Here is a 20231-nt window from a genome sequence, read left to right on the forward strand (position 1 = left end):
AGGCTTTCGTGTCGTTCGAGGACGTCGCGGAGCGCTGCTCGCAGGGCGTTGGTGTCGATGGGGCCGTGGAAGCGCAGGGCGGTGGGGAGGTTGTAGGTGGGGGTGGGGCCTTCCAGTTCGGCCAGGAACCACAGGCGGCGCTGCGCATAAGAGGCTGGATACATGTCTCAATCTCCCTTGTGGCGTCGCAGCGGAGCGGAGTGAGACGATAGGCGGATGTGCGGGGGCACACGGAGGCCCCTCATCATCGCCGCGGTTCCTTCAGCCGCTCACTCACGTCCGGAGCAAGGCTCATGTAAATCGGGCGCAACCCCGACTCCAGAAAGAGCTGGCGCATCGCGGATCTCCGCGTCTTGCCACTGGTCGTCTTGCGGACCGCTCCCGGTCGTACGAACACGACGCTGGTCTGACCGACCCCGAACTGCTGGGCCAGCGCCTGCTTGATGCGCGTCGCCGCCCGAGCGAGATCGTTGTGCTCCTGGTGGCGTACCTCCTGGACGGCGACCACCTTGTCGTCATCGAGCGCGAAGACCGCGGACGAGCCGAAGATCAGGTCCTCCGCCATCTCCTGCAGGGCCCGTTCCAGGTCGTGCGGGTGGAGGTTACGGCCGTTGGAGATGATGACGTCCTTCATGCGCCCGGTGACGTAGAGCTGCGTCCCGTCGCGTACTCCGAGATCGCCCGTGCGCAGGTATCCGTCGCGGCCATCGGCCGTACGGGCGTTGAAGGTCGCCTGGTTCAGCTCTTCCTTGCGCCAGTAGCCCCTGCTCACGCCCTCGCCGGTGACCCAGATCTCCCCGATCCGGCCGTCCGCGAGAGGAACCCCGGTCTCGGGATCGACGATCAGCACGTTGTCGCGGAGGATCACACCGCTGCTGACCAGGGTCCTGCCCGCTTCCCCCGCCGCCACGGGCACGAAACGCCCGCGCGCGATCTGCTCGGGGTCCACCACCTTCCGCTCCAGCGGCTGGCCGTACGGCTTGCCGGTCACGATGAGGGTCGCCTCGGCCAGCCCGTAGCAGGGCAGGAACGTCGGGGGCCGGAATCCGGCGGGCGCGAACCGGTCGGCGAACCTTTCCAGCGTTCTGGCGTGAATGGGCTCGGAGCCGTTGAAGGCTGCCCGCCAATGGCTGAGGTCCAGCTTCGCCGCCTGCTCCTCATTCGTCATCCGGACGCACAGGTCATAGGCGAAGTCGGGTGCCGCCGTGTACATCGCCCGGTGGCGGTCCACGAGCTCCAGCCACTTGTACGGTCGCTTCACGAACTCCAACGGAGGCAACATGAGCAGCCACCCGCCGGTGTACAGGGGGTAAAGAAGCTGCCCGATCAACCCCATGTCGTGGGTCGCGGGCAACCATCCGCAGATCCTGGCCTCCGGTTCCCGGCCCAGATACGAGTGGATGAGATCCAGGTTGCTCGTCAGGTTGCGGTGGCTGATCATGACGCCCTTCGGGTCGCTGGTGGAACCCGAGGTGTACTGGAGCAGCGCGAGGTCGTCAGGCTCCGGCGGTTCGAGCGGGCCGAAGCCCGCAAGGGGCGCCACTGTCGCGTCCGACACGGTGACGCGGGGCAACGCCTGATAGCCGTGGGCGTCCGTCCACTCGCGGATGACGTCCAGCGAGCTCTCCACGGTGAGCATGACGGAGGGCTCGGCGTCGGCCATCATCCCCGCCAGCCGTTGGATACTGGTACGTGAACGTTCCGGCAGCGGAGCGGGCACCGCGATGAGCCGGGCGTAGGAGCAGGCGAAAAAGGCGACGGCGAAGTCGAGGCCGCTGGGGAAGAGCAGCAGCGCCCGCTGGCCCGGTTCGAATCCCGCGGCGACCAGTCGTGCTGCGAGGTGCCGGGAACGCTCGGCGAGCTGCCCGAAGGTGAGCCTGTCCCGTATGCCGCCGTCCTTGATATCCGGAATGAACGCGAGGGCCTCTCGCTCCGGATGGTGCTCGGCCTTGTCATCCAAGACATGCACCAGCGTCGTCTCCGGACCCAGTGCCATATTCGTCCCCTTGCGGAGCGGGTGATATGGAATACCGGGGATGAATCTAGCAGCCGGCTTTAAAACTGATCTAAAAGGCAGCTTAAGTCGTGCCGGGAGCGGCGGTAGCGCGATGACATGATTTGCCGGTGCGGCCCTTTTGCGGTGCGCGGCCCGAGCTTAATATCGTTTCGAATCCGATGAGGTCGGCCGGCCGACGCCATGTCGGCCGGGTCGTGGCCGTGTACGGAAGAGCTGGTCACGATTCCCGGCCGGCCATGGTCGGTGCCTCGATAAGTTGTGTCGCCGGTTGATGGCGCGCCTCCTGAGAATGCTGTTGCGGGCACGCGGACAGAGCGGGAGTCGCGGATCGTCAGGCCAGGTTGTTGACCATCAGGAAGTCGAAGGTCGAGTCGATGGGGATCGGTTCTCGCAGGAGCACCGACTGATGGATGCGTTGCAACTGGGTGCCCGGGTCGAGGCCGAGCTCGTTGCGCAGGGCTCCGGTGAGCTCGCTGTACACCTCAAGGGCGTCCGCCGGTCTGCCCTGCTTGTGCAGGGCGATCATGAGGTACGCGCAGAAGTTCTCGTGGAACGGGTGCCGCGAGGTCAGCGCGTACAGCTCGCTGATGACTTCGGTGTTGCGGCCGAGCCGCAGATCCAGCAGGATCCTGCGCTCGTGCGCGGCCTGCCGCATCTCGTTCAGCCGGCGCGCCTCCGCCTGCAGGTCCGGGGTGGTGCAGACGTCCGACAGGGCCGGGCCCCGCCAGAGGGCCAGCGCGTCTGTAAGATGATGCGAGGCCAGTTTGAGCTGGCCGTCCTCCTGCGCGTTACGTGCCTGCAGCCAATATCTCTCGAAGAGCGCGATGTCCAGCTCGTTCTCGTTCACCTCGAGCATGTAACCAGGGGGCTGGGTGACGATCCTGGCGTAGTCCGGTGACAGATCCATCCGGTCGAAGATCTTGCGGATGTTGGAGATGTACACCTGCAGTGCCGTCTTCGCTGTTTTGGGTGGCGACTCGAACCACAGTTCGCGGATGAGATGCTCTATCGGAATGGCGCGGTTGTGGGCACAGAGCAGGTTCGCGAGCAGGATGCGTAGCTTCAGGGCTCGCGGACTGCACGATTTTCCACTTATCGTCGTCAGGGAGAGAGGACCGAGTACTCCTAGTTTGGGCATTACTTCTCCAGTTGAGCGCAGCATGTAATACGTCCGCCGCGTGGATCGAACTTCCTGTTGAGGTCATGTCCTGTGGGGTTCAGAGATGTGGTGAGGCCGGGCGCGCCGATGGGAGGGGTGATCCCGCGCGAGACGGGGTGTGCGGGATATGCCGGGCGACCATGTCCCCCATGGGCCTGACCTGGTCAGGTTCGGGGACGTGCGGCCGCCGAGGTCATCGCCGCGGTGGACGTGCGCCATCGTGTTCTCCTGGAGACCGACACGATCAAGCTCAGGTTGATGACTCCCGAACCGGGACCACGACAACGCTTCGGCGCGGTCCGGCACCAGGAACAATGCGACCGGGAAGTCTACGGCGGCGTTTCGAGCAGGTCGCCGCGAAGCTGGGAGAGCAGGTGGCCGTAGTTCTGGTCCAGGAAGAAATGCCCGCCTGCGAGCTCCTCGATGGAGACCTTGTCCGCCAGGTGCTCCCATCGGGCGATCTTGGTCAACTCGACCAGCGTGTCGTCCCTGCCGTACAGGACGCTGAGAGGTGTCCGCAGCCGCCGACCGGTGCAGTCGTAGGAGCGGAACAGCTCCAGGTCGGAGCGCAGGATTTCCAGGGTCATCTCGAGCAACTGAGGAGCTTCGAATATCTCCTCGGGGCTCCCCATCCGGCGCAGGAACTCCACCGGGTCGTCCACCAGCGGCGGGCCTTCCTGAGGGGCGTTGCTGCCGGCGGCGACGACGCGGCGCAGACCGTTCGCCCCCGCCGCCTCGACGCGCGTGGCGGTCTCGTACGCCAGCACCGCGCCCAGGCAGAGCCCGAGGAAGAAGTAAGGGACGCCTCTTGGCTCGATCGTCTCGACCACCGACTCGGAGATGCGGTCGGCCAGGATGCCGAGGTCTCGGACCGGTTCGTCGGCGAGTCTGGACATGCGGCCGGGTAGCTCGACGGTGACGCATTCCGCGTCCGCCGCCACGACTTCGCGGAGTTTCGCGAAGGAGCCGCTCCCGCCGCCCGCCGGCGGGAAACAGACAATGATCAGGTATGGCGGCTTTCCGCTGCGCGGCTGTGATCGCAGCCATTGTTGCCGCCTGGACTCCCCGTTCAGCCTGGATGGCCGTATATGCATTTGAATGCCCCCGTCGGCGCGCGAATGCTCACCTGGTCGGTTCGCGACTTCGTCAAAGATTTGACAAAATTCGAAATGTGTAGAACAGCCACATCCTTAAAGAATCATGGAGGAGGTGTCAAGACCTTGGGTGGTATCTCCGTGGCTCACAGCAGTCGCCGATTCCGGTGACACGGCCGTGGCGGGGCGCGGGACGCGCAGGATGAGGTCGCTGATCTCGGGGGAGTGCCGGGGCTTCGCCAGCCGATGGGCCCGCCCGTCATCGGGGGCGGTGACGCCTCGCTTGTTGATCGCAGACCTGGACGGCACGGGGCCGGTGGCGTTCGCGGCGGCCGTCGTGGCACCGGGCCGTCGTGGCGCGGGCAGGAGAGAGGTTCGAGGGGGGAGGCGGACGCCGTCCTGGCGGGACTCCGGGAATCGGGCGGCTCCTTTGGCCGGGGAGGCGGATGGGTGCGGCTTCGGGCCGGGCGTGAGGTGGCCGACTTGTGCCGTCCCCGGTGCGAGCTGGCGGGCGAGGCCGGTTGACCCGCGTTGCCGCCCACTGTCCTTCCTCCTGCCCCGGGATGTCGCCGACTGCCCCGGTGTGCTCGTCGTGTTGACCGGATGAAGGTCCGCCTTCTGATCGACCGCCCCTGCATCAGCCCTGGCGCGGTCGGTGTTCACAGAGACTACCCCTCTGGTATGGACGACGCCCCCTCGCGCGGCGGGTACGGCGCCCGAGCGGCCGCCCCCGAGCGGCACGGTCAGGCCGCCGACCATGCGAAACGCGCTTGCGCGGAGAATTTCCCGTTTTCGTGACACTCGCTGTCCGAGAATCCGCCGGGCGCGACATCGACCGGATTCGACAGGCTTCCGGAATGTTCCCCGTGGCTGGACGGACCGAGACGGCCGCCGCCGGAAGCCGGGGCGGCAACGCGAAGCCGGCCGGCCGCGTGACGAGGGCCGAGCCGACATCGAACGACGTGAAGGGCGACCGCACCTGCATCCCCATCCGTCCGCTCGCGAACTCACCGGGCGAGCCGCGATCGAAGGGATCAGTCGGCGCTGGACTCCGCGGCCCGCAGGCCTTCCAGGTACTCGACGAGTTTGTTGATCGTCGGGTATCCCCAGGTCGCCGCCATGTAGTCGATCTCGATGCCGAGCTTGTTCTCGAGATCGCCCAGCAGGCTGACCGCGTAGACGGAGTTCATGCCGTAGTGCGCGAGTTCGGTGTCCGGGTCGATGGTCTCCGCCGGCTGGTCAAGATAGAACGCGATCCGTTCCCGCATCCAGGACTGCAGCTCGCTCGTGTTCGTGGTCTCAAGGCTGTCTGTCATCTGCTTCTCCTCCAGGGCTCGCTCCGGAGCAAAGGTCACAGAGGCGGTGCTCCCCGGATTCGACGAGAGCCGACGCGACCCGGGCCGTACGCTGCTCCCACGGACTATGCCGCCTCCGGGCATCTCGCAGCGGAAATGCGCGACATGTTTTTCGCGGGCTAATCCATGAGAGACTGTAGCAGCGTACTCTAAAGGCCAATTAAAACCATTCTTAAGTAGGGTTGTGGGGTCCAATTAAGCTTGCTCGGCCGATCGGCGGACCGCCCTTTTGCCAGGCACCGGGGTCGCCTAGTGTATCGTCCGAGGAATTCTCCACAATCCGCTGAATGGAAGTGGGGAGGAATTGGCTCACGAATTGTTCCTCCCCGGCTTCTTCCAGTGGCCCGTTCGGCGCCCCGCCGGCGTTTCCGGTTCGCCGGGTCCGCTACCCGCGGTGTTCGGCGGAATATTTCACTCGGAAGGGATGATCATGCGGTTCGGGCTCTTTTACGAGCTTCAACTTCCCCGGCCCTGGCAGCCCGATTCGGAGCTGCGGATCGTGCACGAGACGCTGGAACAGATCGAGCTTGCCGACCGGCTCGGTTTCGACTACGCCTGGGCCGTCGAGCATCATTTCCTCGAAGAGTACAGCCACTGCTCGGCGCCGGAGATTCTGCTCAGCGCGGCGAGCCAGCGGACCCAGCGCATCCGGCTCGGCCACGGGATCACGGTGCTGCCGCCGGGAATCAACCCGACGGCCCGGGTGGCCGAGCGGATCGGCATGCTCGACCTGATGTCCAACGGCAGGGTCGAGTTCGGCACCGGGGAATCGAGCACCGAAGTCGAGCTCGGCGCGTTCGGGGTGGACTTCTCCACCAAGAGAGCGCAGTGGCGGGAGGCGATCGACGTCGTCACCCGGATGTTCGTCGAGGAGCCGTTCGCGGGTCACGAAGGCACGTACGTGCATATGCCGCCGCGCAACGTGGTGCCCAAGCCGCTGCAGAAGCCCCACCCGCCCCTGTGGGCGGCGTGCAGCAAACGCGAGAGCCTCTCGCACGCTGCCCGGCACGGGCTCGGCGCCCTCACCTTCTCCTTCGTCGCGCCGGAGGAGGCCAGGAAATGGGTCGGCGACTACTACGCGACGATCGAGTCGGAGGAGTGCGTACCGGCGGGCTTCTCGGTAAACCCCCAGGTCGCGATGACGCTCTACCTGATGTGTGACGAGGACGAGGCCACCGCCCGCGAGCGGGGCCTGGCCGACCACCGGTTCTTCGCCAGGTCGCTGGCATATTACTGGGGACTCGGCGCGCACGTGCCCGGGAAGTCCACACTCGCCCGTGACCTCGGCCTCGACGAGCCGAAGGACGTGGTGAACCGGGAGTTCCCGCGGGTGCTGGAGGGCGCGTACAGCGGCATCGGTACTCCCGAGCAGATCAAGAAGACGCTCCGGGAGTACGAGGCCGCGGGTGTGGACCAGATCCTGCTGGTCGCGCAGTCCGGCCGCATCAAGCACGAGCACATCTGCGCGTCGATGGAACTGTTCGCCCGCGAGGTGATGCCGGAGTTCGCCGAGCGGCACGAGAGCAAGGAACTGGCCAAGATGCAGCGGCTGGCCCCGGCGATTGAGGCCGCGCTGGCCCGCCGGCCCCCCGCCAGGCGGATGGATCCCGAATACCGCGTCCGCCGCACCGCCATGCCGAGCGTGTCTCCGCGCTCCGCGGCGAAAAGCTGAACAACCCCCTGATCGAGACTGCGGTCAGGACCGAGATAACTTCGCGGCCCTTTCCAGACACTTCCGCCGCCGGCGGCGCCCGTCGATTGCTGAGGTCATGCATGCGGTTTCCCTCTCACTCACCGCTTCCGCTTTCGGTGTCGCAGTCCGGCGTGTGGACGGCACAGCACCTCGATCCGGATGACCATTCCTACAACGCCGGGCAATACGTGGAGATCCTCGGCCCGCTGGACCTGCCGGCCATGCAGAAGGCCATGCGCCAGGTGCTGGAGGAGTCCGAGGCGATCCGGGTGCGGGTGCTCAGCGACGAGAACGGTTTCCACCAGGTCGTCGCGGCGGGCAGTGACATCGACTTCCCGCTCGTCGACCTGACCGGCTCGCCCGACCCCCGGCAGGCCGCGATCGAATGGATGAACGCCGACATCGACCGCCCCGCGGACCTGACCGGGCAGGACCTGTTCGCGACGTACATGCTCGCGCTCGGGCCCGATCACTGGTTCTGGTACATGCGCAGCCACCACGTCATCATCGACGGGTACGGCGCCAGCCTCCTGGCCCGCCGCGTCGCCGAGGTCTACACGGCCCTGGTGACCGGATCGGCGTATCCCCCGTCGTCCTGGGCGACGGTCGGTGAGCTGGTCGAAGAGGAGGCCGCGTACCGCGCGTCCCCGGACTTCGAACGCGACAAGGACTTCTGGAACGCCCATCTCGCCGACCGGCCCGAGGTGGTCGGGCTGGCCGACGTCGTCTCCCTGCCGGGCCGCGGCCAGCTACGCCTTGCCCGTACGATGCCGGCCGCGGTCCTGACCCCCCTCACTGACGCGGCGGGTCTGTCCGGCCAGGGCTGGACCGGCGCGTACTTCGCGGCCATCGCCGCCTACGTGCACCGCGCGACGGGGGCCCGCGACGTCGTGCTCGGATTGACCGTCACGGCGCGGCGCACCCCCAGGGCACTCCGTACGCCGTGCATGATCTCGAACGTCCTGCCCCTGCGACTCACCATTGAGCCCGGCGCCACCGTCGTCGAGCTCATCCAGTACATCGGCCGCCAGACCCACCGGCTCGTCCGGCACCAGCGCTACAACCAGGAGTACCTCCGCCGCGACCTGGGATATGTCGACTCCGGTCACCGCCTGTACGGCCCGGAGGTCAATGTCTTGCCGGTCGACCAGAAATTCGACTTCGCGGGGGCGCCCGCGACGCTCCGATACCTGCAGTACGGACCGGTCGAGGACATCTCCTTCACCGCGCACCCGGGAGCAGGCCAGGACATATATCTGGACTTCGCCGCGAACTCCCGTAGCTACAGCGTCGAGGACCTCGCCCTGCACGCCGATCGCGTCCAGTGGTTCATCGAACAACTCGCCGCCGATCCCCATCGCCCGATCGCCGACACCGACCTCCTCCTCCCCGCCGAACGCCGCCAGGTGCTGACCGACTGGAACGCCACGGAAGAGCCCGAGTCATTCGAGGACGTCATCCAGCGGATCCGGAAGATCGCCGCGGAGTCTCCCCGGGCCGTCGCGGCGGTGGACGAGCGCAGGAGCCTGGACTACGCCTCCCTGGTCGGCTGGGGAAGCGCGCTCTCGCGCGGACTACGGGAGGCGGGAGTCGGCCCTGAGGTGCTCGTCGGGGTGCTCACCGGGAGAGGCGTCCACGTTGTCGCGACCATGCTGGGCATCTGGGGAGCGGGCGGAGCCTACGTCCCGCTGGACGTCAACGCCCCCCTCGCGCGTAACGCGTCGCTCGTGCGCGACAACGACCTGCGCCTGCTGCTCGTGGAGGAGGAGTACACCGACCTGGCGAACGAGATCGCGGCGGCCGCCGGCCGGCCGGTCCACGTCGTGCCGCTCGACGAGAGCATCGACGCCCCGGAGGACCTCGCGCCGACGGCCCCCGACGTGGACCATCTCGCCTACGTCTACTTCACGTCGGGCTCGACGGGGCGGCCGAAGGGCGCGATGGTCCACCGGCACGGGATGATCAACCACCTGGTGGCCAAGGTCGGCGACCTCGGTATGACCGCCGCGGACTCGGTGGTGCACAACGCGCCGCTCACCTTCGACGTCTCCGTGTGGCAGATGATCTCGCCCCTGCTCGTCGGCGGCCACACCAGGATCGTCGGTGATGACGTCGCCGCCGACCCGTTCGCGCTCTTCAACCTCATCGGCGCGGAGCAGCTCACCGTGCTGGAGGTGGTGCCGTCCTTCATGCGCGCGGCGCTCGCGGTCTGGAGCGGTGACGGCTCGGCCACCGCCCCACCCGCGCTGCCGGCCTTCCGCTGGTTCATCGTCAACGGCGAGGTGCTGCCGCCGGAGATGTGCGCGCGCTGGTTCCGCATCTATCCGCACGTCGACATCATCAACGCCTACGGCGCCACGGAGTGCTCCGACGACGTCAGCCACGCCGTGATCACCAAGGATTCCCCCTTCGACGTGGTCCGCGTCCCGGTCGGCCGGCCGTTGCGCAACACCCGTCTGTACGTGCTGGACGACGCCCTGCGGCCGGTCCCGCTCGGCATGCCCGGCGAGCTCTACATCGCCGGCGTCGGCGTGGGCCGCGGCTACCTGAACGACCCCGTACGCACCTGCACCAGATATGTCCCGGACCCGTTCGACGGTGGCGCGGGCGGCAGGATGTACCGGACGGGGGACAGGGTCCGCTACTTCCCCGACGGGCAGCTCGACTTCCTCGGGCGACGTGATTTCCAGGTGAAGATCCGCGGACAGCGGATAGAGCTCGGCGAGATCGAGACCGTGCTGCGCAACGCGCCCGGCGTGACCGACGTGGTGGTCGTCGCCGACGACGGCCCGGCAGGGCAGAAGCTCCTCGCCGGATACGTGGTCGGCACCTCCGACCTGCACGCCGTACGCACGCACGCGGTGGACCATCTGCCGGACTACGCCGTACCCACGGTTCTCGTCCCGCTCGACGCGCTGCCGCTGAACCAGAACGGCAAAGTGGACCGCAAGGCGCTGCCCGCCCTCGACCTCGCCGCGGCCTCCGGCGGCAGCGCGCCGGCCACGCCGCAGGAGAAGGACCTGTGCCAGATCTTCGGCGAGGTGCTGGGCATCGAGCGGATCGGCGCGGACGACGACTTCTTCGTGCTCGGCGGGGACAGCATCCTGGCGATCCAGGTGGTCGCCCGCGCCCGCAAGGCCGGCCTCTCCCTGGCTCCCCGGGACGTCTTCCGTCACCGGACACCCGCCCTGCTGGCCGCGGTGTCGCAGGCCGGCGCCCCGGCGGATCAGGCCGGAACCCCGGTGGACGACGGCGTCGGCCTGATCCCGGCCACGCCGATCATGCATTGGCTGCGCGAGGCCGGGGGCTCCGTCGAGGGGTTCCACCAGAGCATCGCGGTGAAGGTCCCGCCGCTCGGCGAGGCGGAGCTCGTCGCGGCCGTCCAAGCCCTCCTCGACAGGCACGACACGCTGAGGGCGCGCCTCGTCAGGGGCGGGGACGGCGCGGTCTGGGGCCTGGTGGTACGCGAGCCGGGCGAGGTGAGCGCCCGGGACTGCGTACGCCGGGCGACCGGCCGATCGGACGAGCCGTGGACCGCGAACCTGAACAGGGAGTTCGTCCAGGCGCGAGACCGGCTCGACCCGGCCGCCGGGCGGATGCTGGAGATCGTCTGGTTCGACGAGGGCCAGGACGGTGGCCGCCTGCTGCTGGTGGCCCACCATCTGGCGGTGGACGCGGTGTCCTGGCACCTCCTGCTGGCCGACCTCGCCGCGGCCTGGCAGGAGATCGTGTCGGGCGAACGGCCCACCCTGGACAGGCCGGTCACCTCGTTCAGACGGTGGGCCGAAGGGCTGATCCTGGCGGCCCACGACCCCGCGGTGGCCGACACCCTGGACGTCTGGACCGGCATGCTGGCGACGCGATCGGCCGCACCCGCCCTGGCCCGCCGGCCCCTCGACCCGCGGCGCGACGTGGCCGGACGGTCCGCATCGCTTGTACGCACCCTCGGCGTCCCCGAGACCGAGGCGCTGATCGACCGGGCCACGCCGGCCTTCGGCGCCGATGTCCAGGACGCGCTCGTCACCGGGCTGGCGATGGCGCTCACCCAGGTCACCGGCCGGGACACCGGGATCCCGATCGACCTTGAGGGGCACGGCCGGGAGGACGTCGTGCCCGGTGCGGACCTGGTCCGCACCGTCGGCTGGTTCACCAGCCTCTATCCCGTGCGCTGCGATGTGGGCGACGCCGCCGACGACCGGCCGCTCGGCGTCCGCGCGGTCGAGTCCCTCAAACGCGTCAAGGAGCAACTGCGGGCACTCCCCGGAAAGGGCGTCACCTACGGGCTCCTGCGCTATCTGAACCCGGTGACGCGCCCCGTGCTGGCCGGACTGCCCGCTCCGGAAATCCGCTTCAACTATCTCGGCCGTTTCAGAATGGCCGAGGAAATGCCCGGCGACGATTACTGGCTGACGGATCCGAATTCCTTCGGGTTGACCGCCCAGCCACCGGGCATGCCCCTGACCCACGCCCTGGACGTGGTGGCGGTCGTCCAGGTCCACCCGTCGGGTCCGCGTCTTTCTGTCAATCTGACGTGGCCCGCGGAAGTCCTCGAAGAGGAGCGGGTCAGCGAAATCGCGGACCGCTGGCTGGAGGTGCTGGCAGCGCTCGGAGACCAGGTCATCCAGGCCGGTGCCAATGGGCTGACCCCGTCGGACGTCTCACTGGTCGAATTGGACCAGACGGAGATCGACGAGTTCGAAGCCGAATTCCGATAGCATGGCCGTGTCCTTCGGCTGGAAGTTCTCGGACAGGGGGATGATGAGCGACTCCGTGGCGTCGCGGACGGACACAGCAGAGCGGAGATCGTTCTCCCGCTTCGAGCGGGCCCTGACTCTGGCCACCGCGATCGCCATCGGGCTCACCCTCGTGCCGGAAAGTCCGCCGCTGACCACGACCGGCGTGATCGCCCTGCTGCTCGTCACACTGTTCGCCTGCCGCCGGCGCTCGCCCGCCGTGCTGCGCATGGTTCTCTGCTCCGACCTGATCGCGTTCCTGTTCACCCTCTACGTCTACGCGGGCTGGCCGCCGGCGCTGATCACGACGTCGTTCGTGGTCGTGCCGGTGGCCGCCGGCGTGGCGCTGCACCGGCTGGGGCGGCTCCGGCCGGTCGCGCCCTGGCTGAAGTGGGGCCCGCTGGCCCCGGTCACGATCGCCCTGTTCGTCACCACCATCGTGGCCAGCGTCGCCGGCCTCGTCCTGTGGACCCTCACCGCCGACGCCGACGTCTCGGAATACCTGGGCGGGCTGCGGTACGCCCCGCCGTGGCAGGCGGTCGCCGCGATCGTCGGCTTCGCGCTCGTCAACGCGGCCTGGGAGGAGCTGCTGTTCCGCGGCGTGCTGCTGACGGAGCTCGTCAACACCTGGGGACTTCGCGCCGCGCTGGTCATCGAGTCGATCACGTTCGGCATCTCGCACGCCAACGGCTTCCCCTCCGGGCCGGTCGGCGTCGTGATGGCGCTGGCCTGGGGCTACCTGCTGGGCGTGATCCGCATGCGAACCGGTGGGATCGGTTACCCGTACGCCGCCCACGTGGCCGCCAACACCACGATCGCCCTCCTCGCCTATCTGTACATCTGATCCCGGCAGGCCGGCCGACGGCTGCCCGAAGCTGCTCATCACTCGGGCATCTCTCGCATATCCGCAAATTGGCCACAAAGGCGAGTTGCGCTTGAGGAAAAACGCGTGCTGAGTAATGCTTGTGCATCGACACCATCGACGTTAGTCGTTCGCCGGGGAGGCGGCCCGGCGGGTGAAGCGGGCATGCGGACACGCCTACGGTGATGCGGGGGTCGAATGAGATCAGAGCGTGCCCTTCGCTGGCTGCCCTTCGCGGTCATGCTGGGCGTCGCCCTGATCGACCTGTCGGCGACCCCCGAGCTGGGCTTCCTGCCGCTCCTCACCCTGGGCCCGACCTTCGCGTCGGTGTCCGGCAGCGTCCGCAGGACCGCCCTGGTCGGCGTGGTCGCGCTGGCCATCTGCGTGCCGCTCGCGTATTTCAACGGGTCACTGTTCAGGTGGCAGAACAACCTCACCATCGTGACCATCGTCGGGATCACCGTGGCGAGCATGCTGGCCAGCCATCTGCGCTTACAGAGGGAGCGGGAGCTGGCCAGCGTGCGGCTCGTCGCCGAGGCCGCCCAGCGTGTGCTGCTGCGCCCGGTTCCCCGGCGGGCGGGCGACCTGCGGGTGGCACTGTCCTACACTTCGGCGGCGGCCGAGGCGCAGATCGGCGGTGACCTGTACGAGGTCGTCACGACCCCGCACGGCGTACGGCTGCTGATCGGGGACGTCCAGGGCAACGGGCTGGCGGCGGTCGAGACGGCGGCCTGGGTGCTGGGCGCCTTCCGCGAGGCCGCCTACGACGAGCCCGACCTGGCCGACATCGGCGAGCGGCTGGAGGTCAGCCTGGCCAGGCACCTGGACGGGGAGCAGTTCGTCACCGCGATCGTCGCCGAAGTGCACGACGGCGACATCGCGCTCGTGAACTTCGGTCATCCGGCGCCCATGCTGATCGGCCCGGACGGCCGGATCGGCGCCGTGGACCTGCCCGAACACGGCCTGCCGCTCGGCCTCGGCGCGCTCGGCACCGCGGCGGTGAAGGCGCACCGGATCCCGTTCGGCAGCGGGGACCGCATCCTGTTCTTCACCGACGGGGTCATCGAGGCCAGGAACACCGACGGCGCCTTCTACCCGCTGACCGAGCGCGCTCATCTCCTCGGGCAGGAGGAGCCGCAGGCCGCCCTGGACCTGCTGCGCGCCGACCTCGTCGGGCACGTGGGCGGTCCGCTGCTCGACGACGCGGCGATGCTCCTGCTGCACCGGCAGGGCGGCTGACCTCCGTAGCGCGGCCCCCGCCTCACTCCCGGCCGCTCCGGAACGGGCGGAATTCCGCCGCGGTCGTGTTTCGGAATGTGAAATCCCTGGCCCGGTTCATCACGCCTTTCCGGTCGGTTTCCTCCGCATGGTGGAGATCAAGGACAACGGCTCCGGGAACACCTCGGGCGACCAGTCGATGGCGGCCGGCCCGGTCCGGGTCGCCTGCCTGTGACGACGGCCGGCGGGGGCCCGCACCGGATCAGGTCTCAGGCTCGGGCACGATGCGGTCGAGATGGTAGCGGAGGATCGACAGCGCGTCGCCGGCGGTGACCTGCCCGAGGAGCACGCTGGTGCCCAGTCCGGCCGACATGGCGAGCAGCCCCGTGGCCTCGGCGTGCGCGTCGAGGTCCGGGGAGGCCTCCCCGGCGCTCTGCGCGGCGCGGATCCGGTCGGTGAGGAAGGCGCGCATCTCGTCGGGAGCGGCCATGAACGGCTGGGCGGCGAGCGCCGGATCGGTCACCGAGAGCACCGCGTACGCGGTGTAGACGAGGTGGAAGGTCCGGCTCTCCGCATCGGTGGGGAGGGCCTGGGCGAGGACGGCCTCGATGACACCCCGTGAGGTGGGCGGGGATCCCGACGCGCGTATCCGAGCCTCGACCCGCTCGCTGACCCGCCGCGCCAGGTAGCGCAGCGCGAAGAGCAGCAGCTTCTCCTTGGACTCGAAGTAATACTGCACCACGGAGACGGAGAAGCCCGCCTCGGCGGCGACGGAGCGCATGGTCACGGCATGCAGCCCGCTGCTCCCGGCGATGCGCAGCAGCGCCTCGGCGATCTGAACCCGCCGCTGACCGTGGTCCGCCAGCTTCGGCACCGGCTCCACCTCCTCGCCAGGCACCTTAACGGGCCTTTGGTAGTACGGTTGTACTACCAAAGAAAGGATCCTCAAGGTGACAAGGACCGCTGTCGGACGTTTCACCAGCGAAAAGGCACATGCGCAGTTCCTGCGGGCATATGACGAGGCCATGCGGCTGTGGCCGGAGCCGCGTACGGAAACCGACGTCGAGACCCGTTTCGGCACCGTGCACGTACATCGCGCGGGCGCCGCCGGCGGGGAACCCGTCGTGCTGCTGCACGGCCACGGCGCGAACGCCTCCACCTGGTATCCCCAGATCGCCGCCCTGGGCGAGCACCACCCGGTGTACGCGATCGACACCCTCGACGACCCCGGCCGCAGCGTTCAGCGGGTGGTCGCCAAGGACTCGCGCGACAACGCCGCCTGGCTGGAGGAGGTGCTCGCCGGCCTCGGGCTCGACCGCGTCCACCTCGTCGGCCTGTCCTACGGCGGCTGGCTCGCCCTCAACCAGGTCATTTACGCGCCCGGGCGGCTGGCCTCGATCGCGCCGCTGGACCCGGCGGGGCTGGAGCAGGTGCCCGCCGCCCGCTTCCTGTTCAGCACGCTGGGCGGGCTGTTCGCGATGCCCGCCCCGCGCCGGCTCCGCCCCTGGTTCGCCCGGGTGCTGGCCAACCACGCGCTGGTCGCCCCCCGGCAGTTGATGGCCCCGATCATGCTGAGCATCAGGACCTTCCGCCCCTCCTCGCGCCCCTCGGCCAGGCCGTTCACGGACGAGGAGTTGCGATCGATCAACCTGCCGGCTCTCGTCCTGCTGGCGCAGCGCAGCATCCTGGTCAGCGCCCGTCCCGCACTGGCCCGCGCCCAGAGCCTCATCCCGGGGGTGCGCGCGGAGATCGTGCCGGGCATCGGCCACGGGCTTCCCGCGGAGGCGCCCGACCTGGTCAACGCCCGCCTCCTGAGGTTCATCGACACCGAGACCGCCTCGTGAAAGCCCTGTCCGATTCACTGATAACAAGAATCTGTTTGCGACGATCTAGGTGACCCGTTATCGTCGACAACATGGATCAGAGATCGCGGATAATCCTCGCGGCCACCGAGCTGCTGGAGGCCTCGCCGAACGGGGACATCTCCACCCGCGGCGTCGGGGAGAAGGCCGGCCTCCAGCAGCCGGTGATCTACCGGCTGTTCGGCGACAAGGACGGTCTCCTCTCCGCGGTCGCCGATCACGGATTCGGGGAATACCTCGCGGCCAAGCGCGCCGCGGTGCCCACCTCGGATCCGGTCGCGGACCTGCGGCGCGGCTGGGACGACCACACCCGGTTCGCCCTGGAGCACCCGAACGTCTACCGGCTCATGTACGCGCCGGGTCTGGCCTCCGCGCCGAAGTCGGTCGGCGAGGCCCACGAGCTGCTGCGATCGGTGCTGGAGCGGGTCGCCCGGGCCGGCCGGCTGGCGATCGAGCTCGACCGCGCCGCCGAGATCGTGATCTCCGCCAACAGCGGGGTCGCGCTCGCCCTGCTCACCCGGCCCGAGCTGCACCGCAGCGCGGAGCTCTCCGTGCGGGTGAGGGACATCGTGCTGGCCGGCATCCTGACCCCCGAGCCGGACGCCGGCCCCCAGCCCGCGCCCCTGGGCGTGCCGCAGGCGGCGACCACCCTCGCGGCACTGCTCCGTTCCCAGCCGCCGGAGTCGTTCAGCCCGGCGGAGCGGGAGCTGCTGGCCGAATGGCTCACCCGGCTGGCACAAGACACCAGGCCGTGACCTCACGATCCGCCTGATCGACCACATCACCCCTGACACACGAGAAGGAGATCCCTCATGCCTGAGAACACCGCGGCGAACGTCCGCGTCGCCCTGGTCACCGGTGGCACGGGGGGCATCGGCCGCGTCGTCGTCGGGCGCCTCGCCGCCGACGGTTTCGCCGTGGCCGTGCACTACTCCGGTAACAAGGAGCGGGCCGAGGCGATGGTCGCCGGCATCGTGTCCGGTGGCGGGCGGGCCATCGCCATCGGTGGCGACATCGCCGACGAGAACGACGTGGCCGCCGCGTTCGACGCCGTCGAGTCCGCCTTCGGCGGCATCGACGTGGTCGTGAACACCGCGGGGATCATGGTCCTCGCGCCGGTCGCCGAGCTGAACCTGGACGACCTGGACCGCGTGCACCGCACCAACATCCGCGGCACGTTCGTCGTCTCGCAGCAGGCCGCCCGCCGCGTGCGCCCGGGCGGCGCGATCATCAACTTCTCGACGTCCGTCATCCGCACACAACTGCCCACCTACGCCGCGTACGTCGCCAGCAAGGCCGCCGTGGAGGGCATCACCATGATCCTGGCCCGCGAGCTGCGCGGCAGGGACATCACCGTCAACACGGTCGCCCCCGGCCCCACCGCGACCCCGCTGTTCTACAACGGCAAGGACGAGGCCGCGGTCGAGAGGTTCGCCAAGGCCACCCCGCTGGAGCGCCTTGGCCGTCCCGAGGACATCAGCGAGACCGTCGCCTTCCTCGCCGGTCCGGCCCGGTGGGTCAACGGCCAGGTGATCTACACCAACGGCGGTCTCGCCTGACGGCACGTACGCGTCGCATTCTTCCGAAAGGGGGCACCACATGAGCAACGTCATCGTCATCACCGGCGCCTCCAGCGGCTTCGGCGCCCGGGACGGCGTGCGCACTGGGACCGGACCGACAACATCGGCGTGCAGGCCCATTTCGAGCTCATCTCCATCGAGCCCGGCCCGGACTCCGACAGCTACGTCGCCACCCTCAAGGTGAGCGGCAACGGCCACAACGGCACCGGCCCGATGACCTTCCACCTGCGCGACGGACTGATCGCGAGCCTGCGGATCAGCTGACGGACGCCGACCCGCCGAACGTCCGCCCTCTCAGGCGGCCATCTCGGGGGCCGTGCAGGTGCAGCCGATCTCGCACCAGACGCCGGTGTGGTCGGACCTGTGGGTGATGCCCCAGTCGCGGGAGAGACGGTCAACGAGGAACAGCCCTCGTCCCCGGGTGGCCTCCGCGCCGGCCACGCCCAGTCGCGGCCTGCCCGCGCCGCCGTGGTCGTGCACCTCGACGCGTACGGCGTCGGCCAGATGGGTGATCCGCACCTCGAAGTTGTCGTCACGGCCGGAGGCGGAGTGCTCGACGGCGTTGGCGGCCAGCTCGGAGACGGCCAGGACCACGTCGTCCGCGGCGGGGTGGCCGGCCACGACGCCGCCCACGAAATGACGTACGTGCCCGAGCTCTTCGAGCAGGGCCGGGAACTCTCGCATCCTCGTGCCGGTCATGGGAATCGCCTCCGCGGGTGCATCGGCTCGTACCGCCTGACACTCCCAAGGATGCGGATCCCGCTTGTCATCCGCTTGCGGTTCGCTGTCGCGGCCCCAAGCCCTGCGGACCAGCCCGGCCGGATTCATCACATCTCACGAAGACGCCCAGGTCGGCGCAGGTTTGGGGTGCGACGCGTGAGAAGGCTCATCGCCATCGCCGCGCTCGTGGCCGCCGGGCTGCTCTCCCTCTCGGTCGCGGCCGCTCCGCAGGCCTCCGCCCACGGCGGGACCGTCCACACCAACGACTGATCCCGTCCGCGCCCGGCCGTCCCGCCGGGCGCGGAGAGGCATGCGGTCAGCCCTGCTGGGTGGCGTTCTCCCGGCGCCGGGCGTACCAGGTGATCAACCACAGGACGATGCCGATCGCCAGCAGCACGCCGGCGATCTCGTACTGGCCCGCCGGTCGCCCGGAGGACCACGGCAGGACCAGGTACAAAGACGTGATCGCGCCGATCACGGGCAGGACGCGGCCCGCGTTGAAGTGCTTGGTCGCGACCTGGTCCTTGCGCAGCACGAGCACGGACAGGTTGACGGCCGCGAAGACCGCGAGCAGGAGCAGCGACGTCGTCCCGCCGAGCAGGGCCACGACCGGGCTCTCGGGGTCCAGCGAGACGTAGGTGATGAGCCCGAGGGCGATGATCGTGGTGAACACGATCGCCGCGTGCGGCGTGCGCCGGGTCGGGTTCACCTTCGCCAGGAAGGACGGCAGCACGCCCTGCTTGCCCATTCCGTACAGGAGCCGGCTGGCCATCAGCATGTTGATCAGCGCGGAGTTCGCCACGGCGAACATCGAGATGAACGGCAGCAGGTCGGCCATCGGGAAGCCGGGGGCCGCGGTCTGCACCACGAGCGTCAGGGGTGTCTCGCTCTCGGCGAGCCGGCCCACCGGGACGACGGCCACGGCGCAGATGGAGATGAGCACGTAGATCAGCCCGGTGACGCCGAGGCCGGTGAGCATGATGCGGGGGAAGATCCGGCTCGGCTCCTTGGTCTCCTCCGCCATGTTGACCGAGTCCTCGAACCCGACCATGGCGAAGAAGGCCAGCGACGTCGCGGTGCTGACCGCCAGGAAGACGCTCTTGTCCGCGGCGGTCTCGAAGGCGACGACGCGGGAGAAGTCCGCGTTCCCGCCGGCGATGAAGTACAGGCTGATCACGATGACGAGCAGCAGCCCGGACAGCTCGACCGCGGTGAGCACGATGTTGGCCTTGACGCTCTCGCCGACGCCGCGCAGGTTGACGGCCAGGACCAGGAGCATGAACGCCAGTGCGATGAGCAGGATGACGCCGTTGCCGACGTCCAGCCCGAACCCGGTGGTGAGGTTGGCCGCGAAGGCCCGCGAGGCCGCCGAGGCCGACGTGATGCCCGAGCACATCACGGTGAAGCACACCAGGAACGTCAGCGCGTGCTTGCCGAAGGCCTTGTGCACATACAGTGCGGCGCCCGCGGCCTGGGGATATTTCGTGACCAGCTCCAGATAGGAACAGGCCGTGATCAACGCGACCGCGAAGGCGATGGCGAAGGGCAGCCAGGCGGCGCCCCCCACCTCACCGGCGACCTGGCCGGTCAGCGCGTAGACGCCGGTGCCGAGAATGTCGCCGATGATGAACAGAAGCAGCAGGCCCGGGCCCATCACCTGTTTCAGGTCGGACTGAGTGCTGCTCTCCTCGGTAGGACTGGGGTGGCTGGTCTGGGCCATGGGGGGTCCTTCTCGTGGAATGCTCGTGGGCTGACTACATGCGGAACCGTTCGCGTCCCGCGGGTGCGGGAGCGTCGGGGGGTGTTTCAGGGGGCAGTTCGGCACGGGCGGCGGACCTGCGGCGTGTGACGCCGGTCCCGGCCGGCGGCGGCGAGGCCGCGCAGTCATCCCTTCCCGTCACGTCTCACCTTGACACGACACGGGGCAGGTCGAACGCG

15 protein-coding genes are annotated in these 20231 nt (G+C 68.8%); 8 read left to right on the forward strand and 7 right to left on the reverse strand.

Features of this window, described 5'->3' with window-relative positions; all coding sequences use genetic code 11:
* Positions 1–244 precede the first annotated feature (244 nt).
* The 4 genes from ABGB18_RS47485 to ABGB18_RS47500 all read right to left on the reverse strand — a co-directional run bounded on the left by ABGB18_RS47485 (position 245) and on the right by ABGB18_RS47500 (position 5586).
* Positions 245–1996: a fatty acyl-AMP ligase gene (locus ABGB18_RS47485; protein WP_347702320.1), complete on the reverse strand. Its 1752-nt coding sequence runs from the start codon at positions 1994–1996 to the stop codon at positions 245–247.
* Positions 1997–2348: 352 nt separating this feature from the next.
* On the reverse strand, positions 2349–2960 hold the full coding sequence (locus ABGB18_RS47490) for an AfsR/SARP family transcriptional regulator (protein WP_347702321.1): 612 nt from the start codon (positions 2958–2960) through the stop codon (positions 2349–2351).
* 545 nt (positions 2961–3505) lie between these two features.
* On the reverse strand, positions 3506–4270 hold the full coding sequence (locus tag ABGB18_RS47495) for an alpha/beta fold hydrolase (protein WP_347702322.1): 765 nt from the start codon (positions 4268–4270) through the stop codon (positions 3506–3508).
* Positions 4271–5304: 1034 nt separating this feature from the next.
* The gene (locus ABGB18_RS47500; protein WP_347702323.1) at positions 5305–5586 is read right to left on the reverse strand and encodes an acyl carrier protein; all 282 of its coding nucleotides are present in this window, start codon (positions 5584–5586) and stop codon (positions 5305–5307) included.
* Positions 5587–6055: 469 nt separating this feature from the next.
* Here ABGB18_RS47500 and ABGB18_RS47505 point away from each other — a divergent pair, with 469 nt between their 5' ends.
* The 4 genes from ABGB18_RS47505 to ABGB18_RS47520 all read left to right on the forward strand — a co-directional run bounded on the left by ABGB18_RS47505 (position 6056) and on the right by ABGB18_RS47520 (position 14152).
* Positions 6056–7297: an LLM class flavin-dependent oxidoreductase gene (locus ABGB18_RS47505; RefSeq protein ID WP_347702324.1), complete on the forward strand. Its 1242-nt coding sequence runs from the start codon at positions 6056–6058 to the stop codon at positions 7295–7297.
* Positions 7298–7434: 137 nt separating this feature from the next.
* Complete coding sequence (locus ABGB18_RS47510) at positions 7435–12033, forward strand: amino acid adenylation domain-containing protein (RefSeq protein WP_347702325.1); 4599 nt, start codon at positions 7435–7437, stop codon at positions 12031–12033.
* Between the two features lies 1 nt (position 12034).
* Positions 12035–12895 (forward strand): type II CAAX endopeptidase family protein, encoded by an 861-nt coding sequence (locus ABGB18_RS47515; protein ID WP_347702326.1) that lies wholly within the window; start codon positions 12035–12037, stop codon positions 12893–12895.
* A gap of 216 nt (positions 12896–13111) precedes the next feature.
* Positions 13112–14152: a PP2C family protein-serine/threonine phosphatase gene (locus tag ABGB18_RS47520; RefSeq protein WP_347702327.1), complete on the forward strand. Its 1041-nt coding sequence runs from the start codon at positions 13112–13114 to the stop codon at positions 14150–14152.
* Between the two features lie 241 nt (positions 14153–14393).
* On the opposite strand, the gene ABGB18_RS47525 is transcribed toward ABGB18_RS47520, so the two are convergent.
* Complete coding sequence (locus ABGB18_RS47525) at positions 14394–15005, reverse strand: TetR/AcrR family transcriptional regulator (protein WP_347702328.1); 612 nt, start codon at positions 15003–15005, stop codon at positions 14394–14396.
* Positions 15006–15081: 76 nt separating this feature from the next.
* Here ABGB18_RS47525 and ABGB18_RS47530 point away from each other — a divergent pair, with 76 nt between their 5' ends.
* The 4 genes from ABGB18_RS47530 to ABGB18_RS47545 all read left to right on the forward strand — a co-directional run bounded on the left by ABGB18_RS47530 (position 15082) and on the right by ABGB18_RS47545 (position 17837).
* Complete coding sequence (locus ABGB18_RS47530; protein ID WP_347702329.1) at positions 15082–15975, forward strand: alpha/beta fold hydrolase; 894 nt, start codon at positions 15082–15084, stop codon at positions 15973–15975.
* 71 nt (positions 15976–16046) lie between these two features.
* A complete protein-coding gene (locus ABGB18_RS47535) occupies positions 16047–16748 on the forward strand; it encodes a TetR/AcrR family transcriptional regulator (RefSeq protein ID WP_347702330.1) in 702 nt (233 codons plus the stop codon).
* Between the two features lie 57 nt (positions 16749–16805).
* Positions 16806–17552: an SDR family oxidoreductase gene (locus tag ABGB18_RS47540; protein WP_347702331.1), complete on the forward strand. Its 747-nt coding sequence runs from the start codon at positions 16806–16808 to the stop codon at positions 17550–17552.
* A gap of 129 nt (positions 17553–17681) precedes the next feature.
* Entirely contained in the window at positions 17682–17837 is a 156-nt protein-coding gene (locus ABGB18_RS47545) for a hypothetical protein (RefSeq protein ID WP_347702332.1), read from the forward strand.
* Between the two features lie 30 nt (positions 17838–17867).
* On the opposite strand, the gene ABGB18_RS47550 is transcribed toward ABGB18_RS47545, so the two are convergent.
* Both ABGB18_RS47550 and ABGB18_RS47555 read right to left on the reverse strand, forming a co-directional pair.
* Positions 17868–18272 carry an ATP-binding protein gene (locus ABGB18_RS47550; protein ID WP_347702333.1) on the reverse strand — a complete coding sequence of 135 codons (405 nt, stop codon included), beginning with the start codon at positions 18270–18272 and terminating at the stop codon, positions 17868–17870.
* Positions 18273–18609: 337 nt separating this feature from the next.
* Entirely contained in the window at positions 18610–20013 is a 1404-nt protein-coding gene (locus ABGB18_RS47555; RefSeq protein ID WP_347702334.1) for an APC family permease, read from the reverse strand.
* Between the last annotated feature and the right edge of the window lie 218 nt (positions 20014–20231).

The sequence above is a fragment of the Nonomuraea sp. B12E4 genome, assembly GCF_039871825.1.
GTDB lineage: Bacteria > Actinomycetota > Actinomycetes > Streptosporangiales > Streptosporangiaceae > Nonomuraea.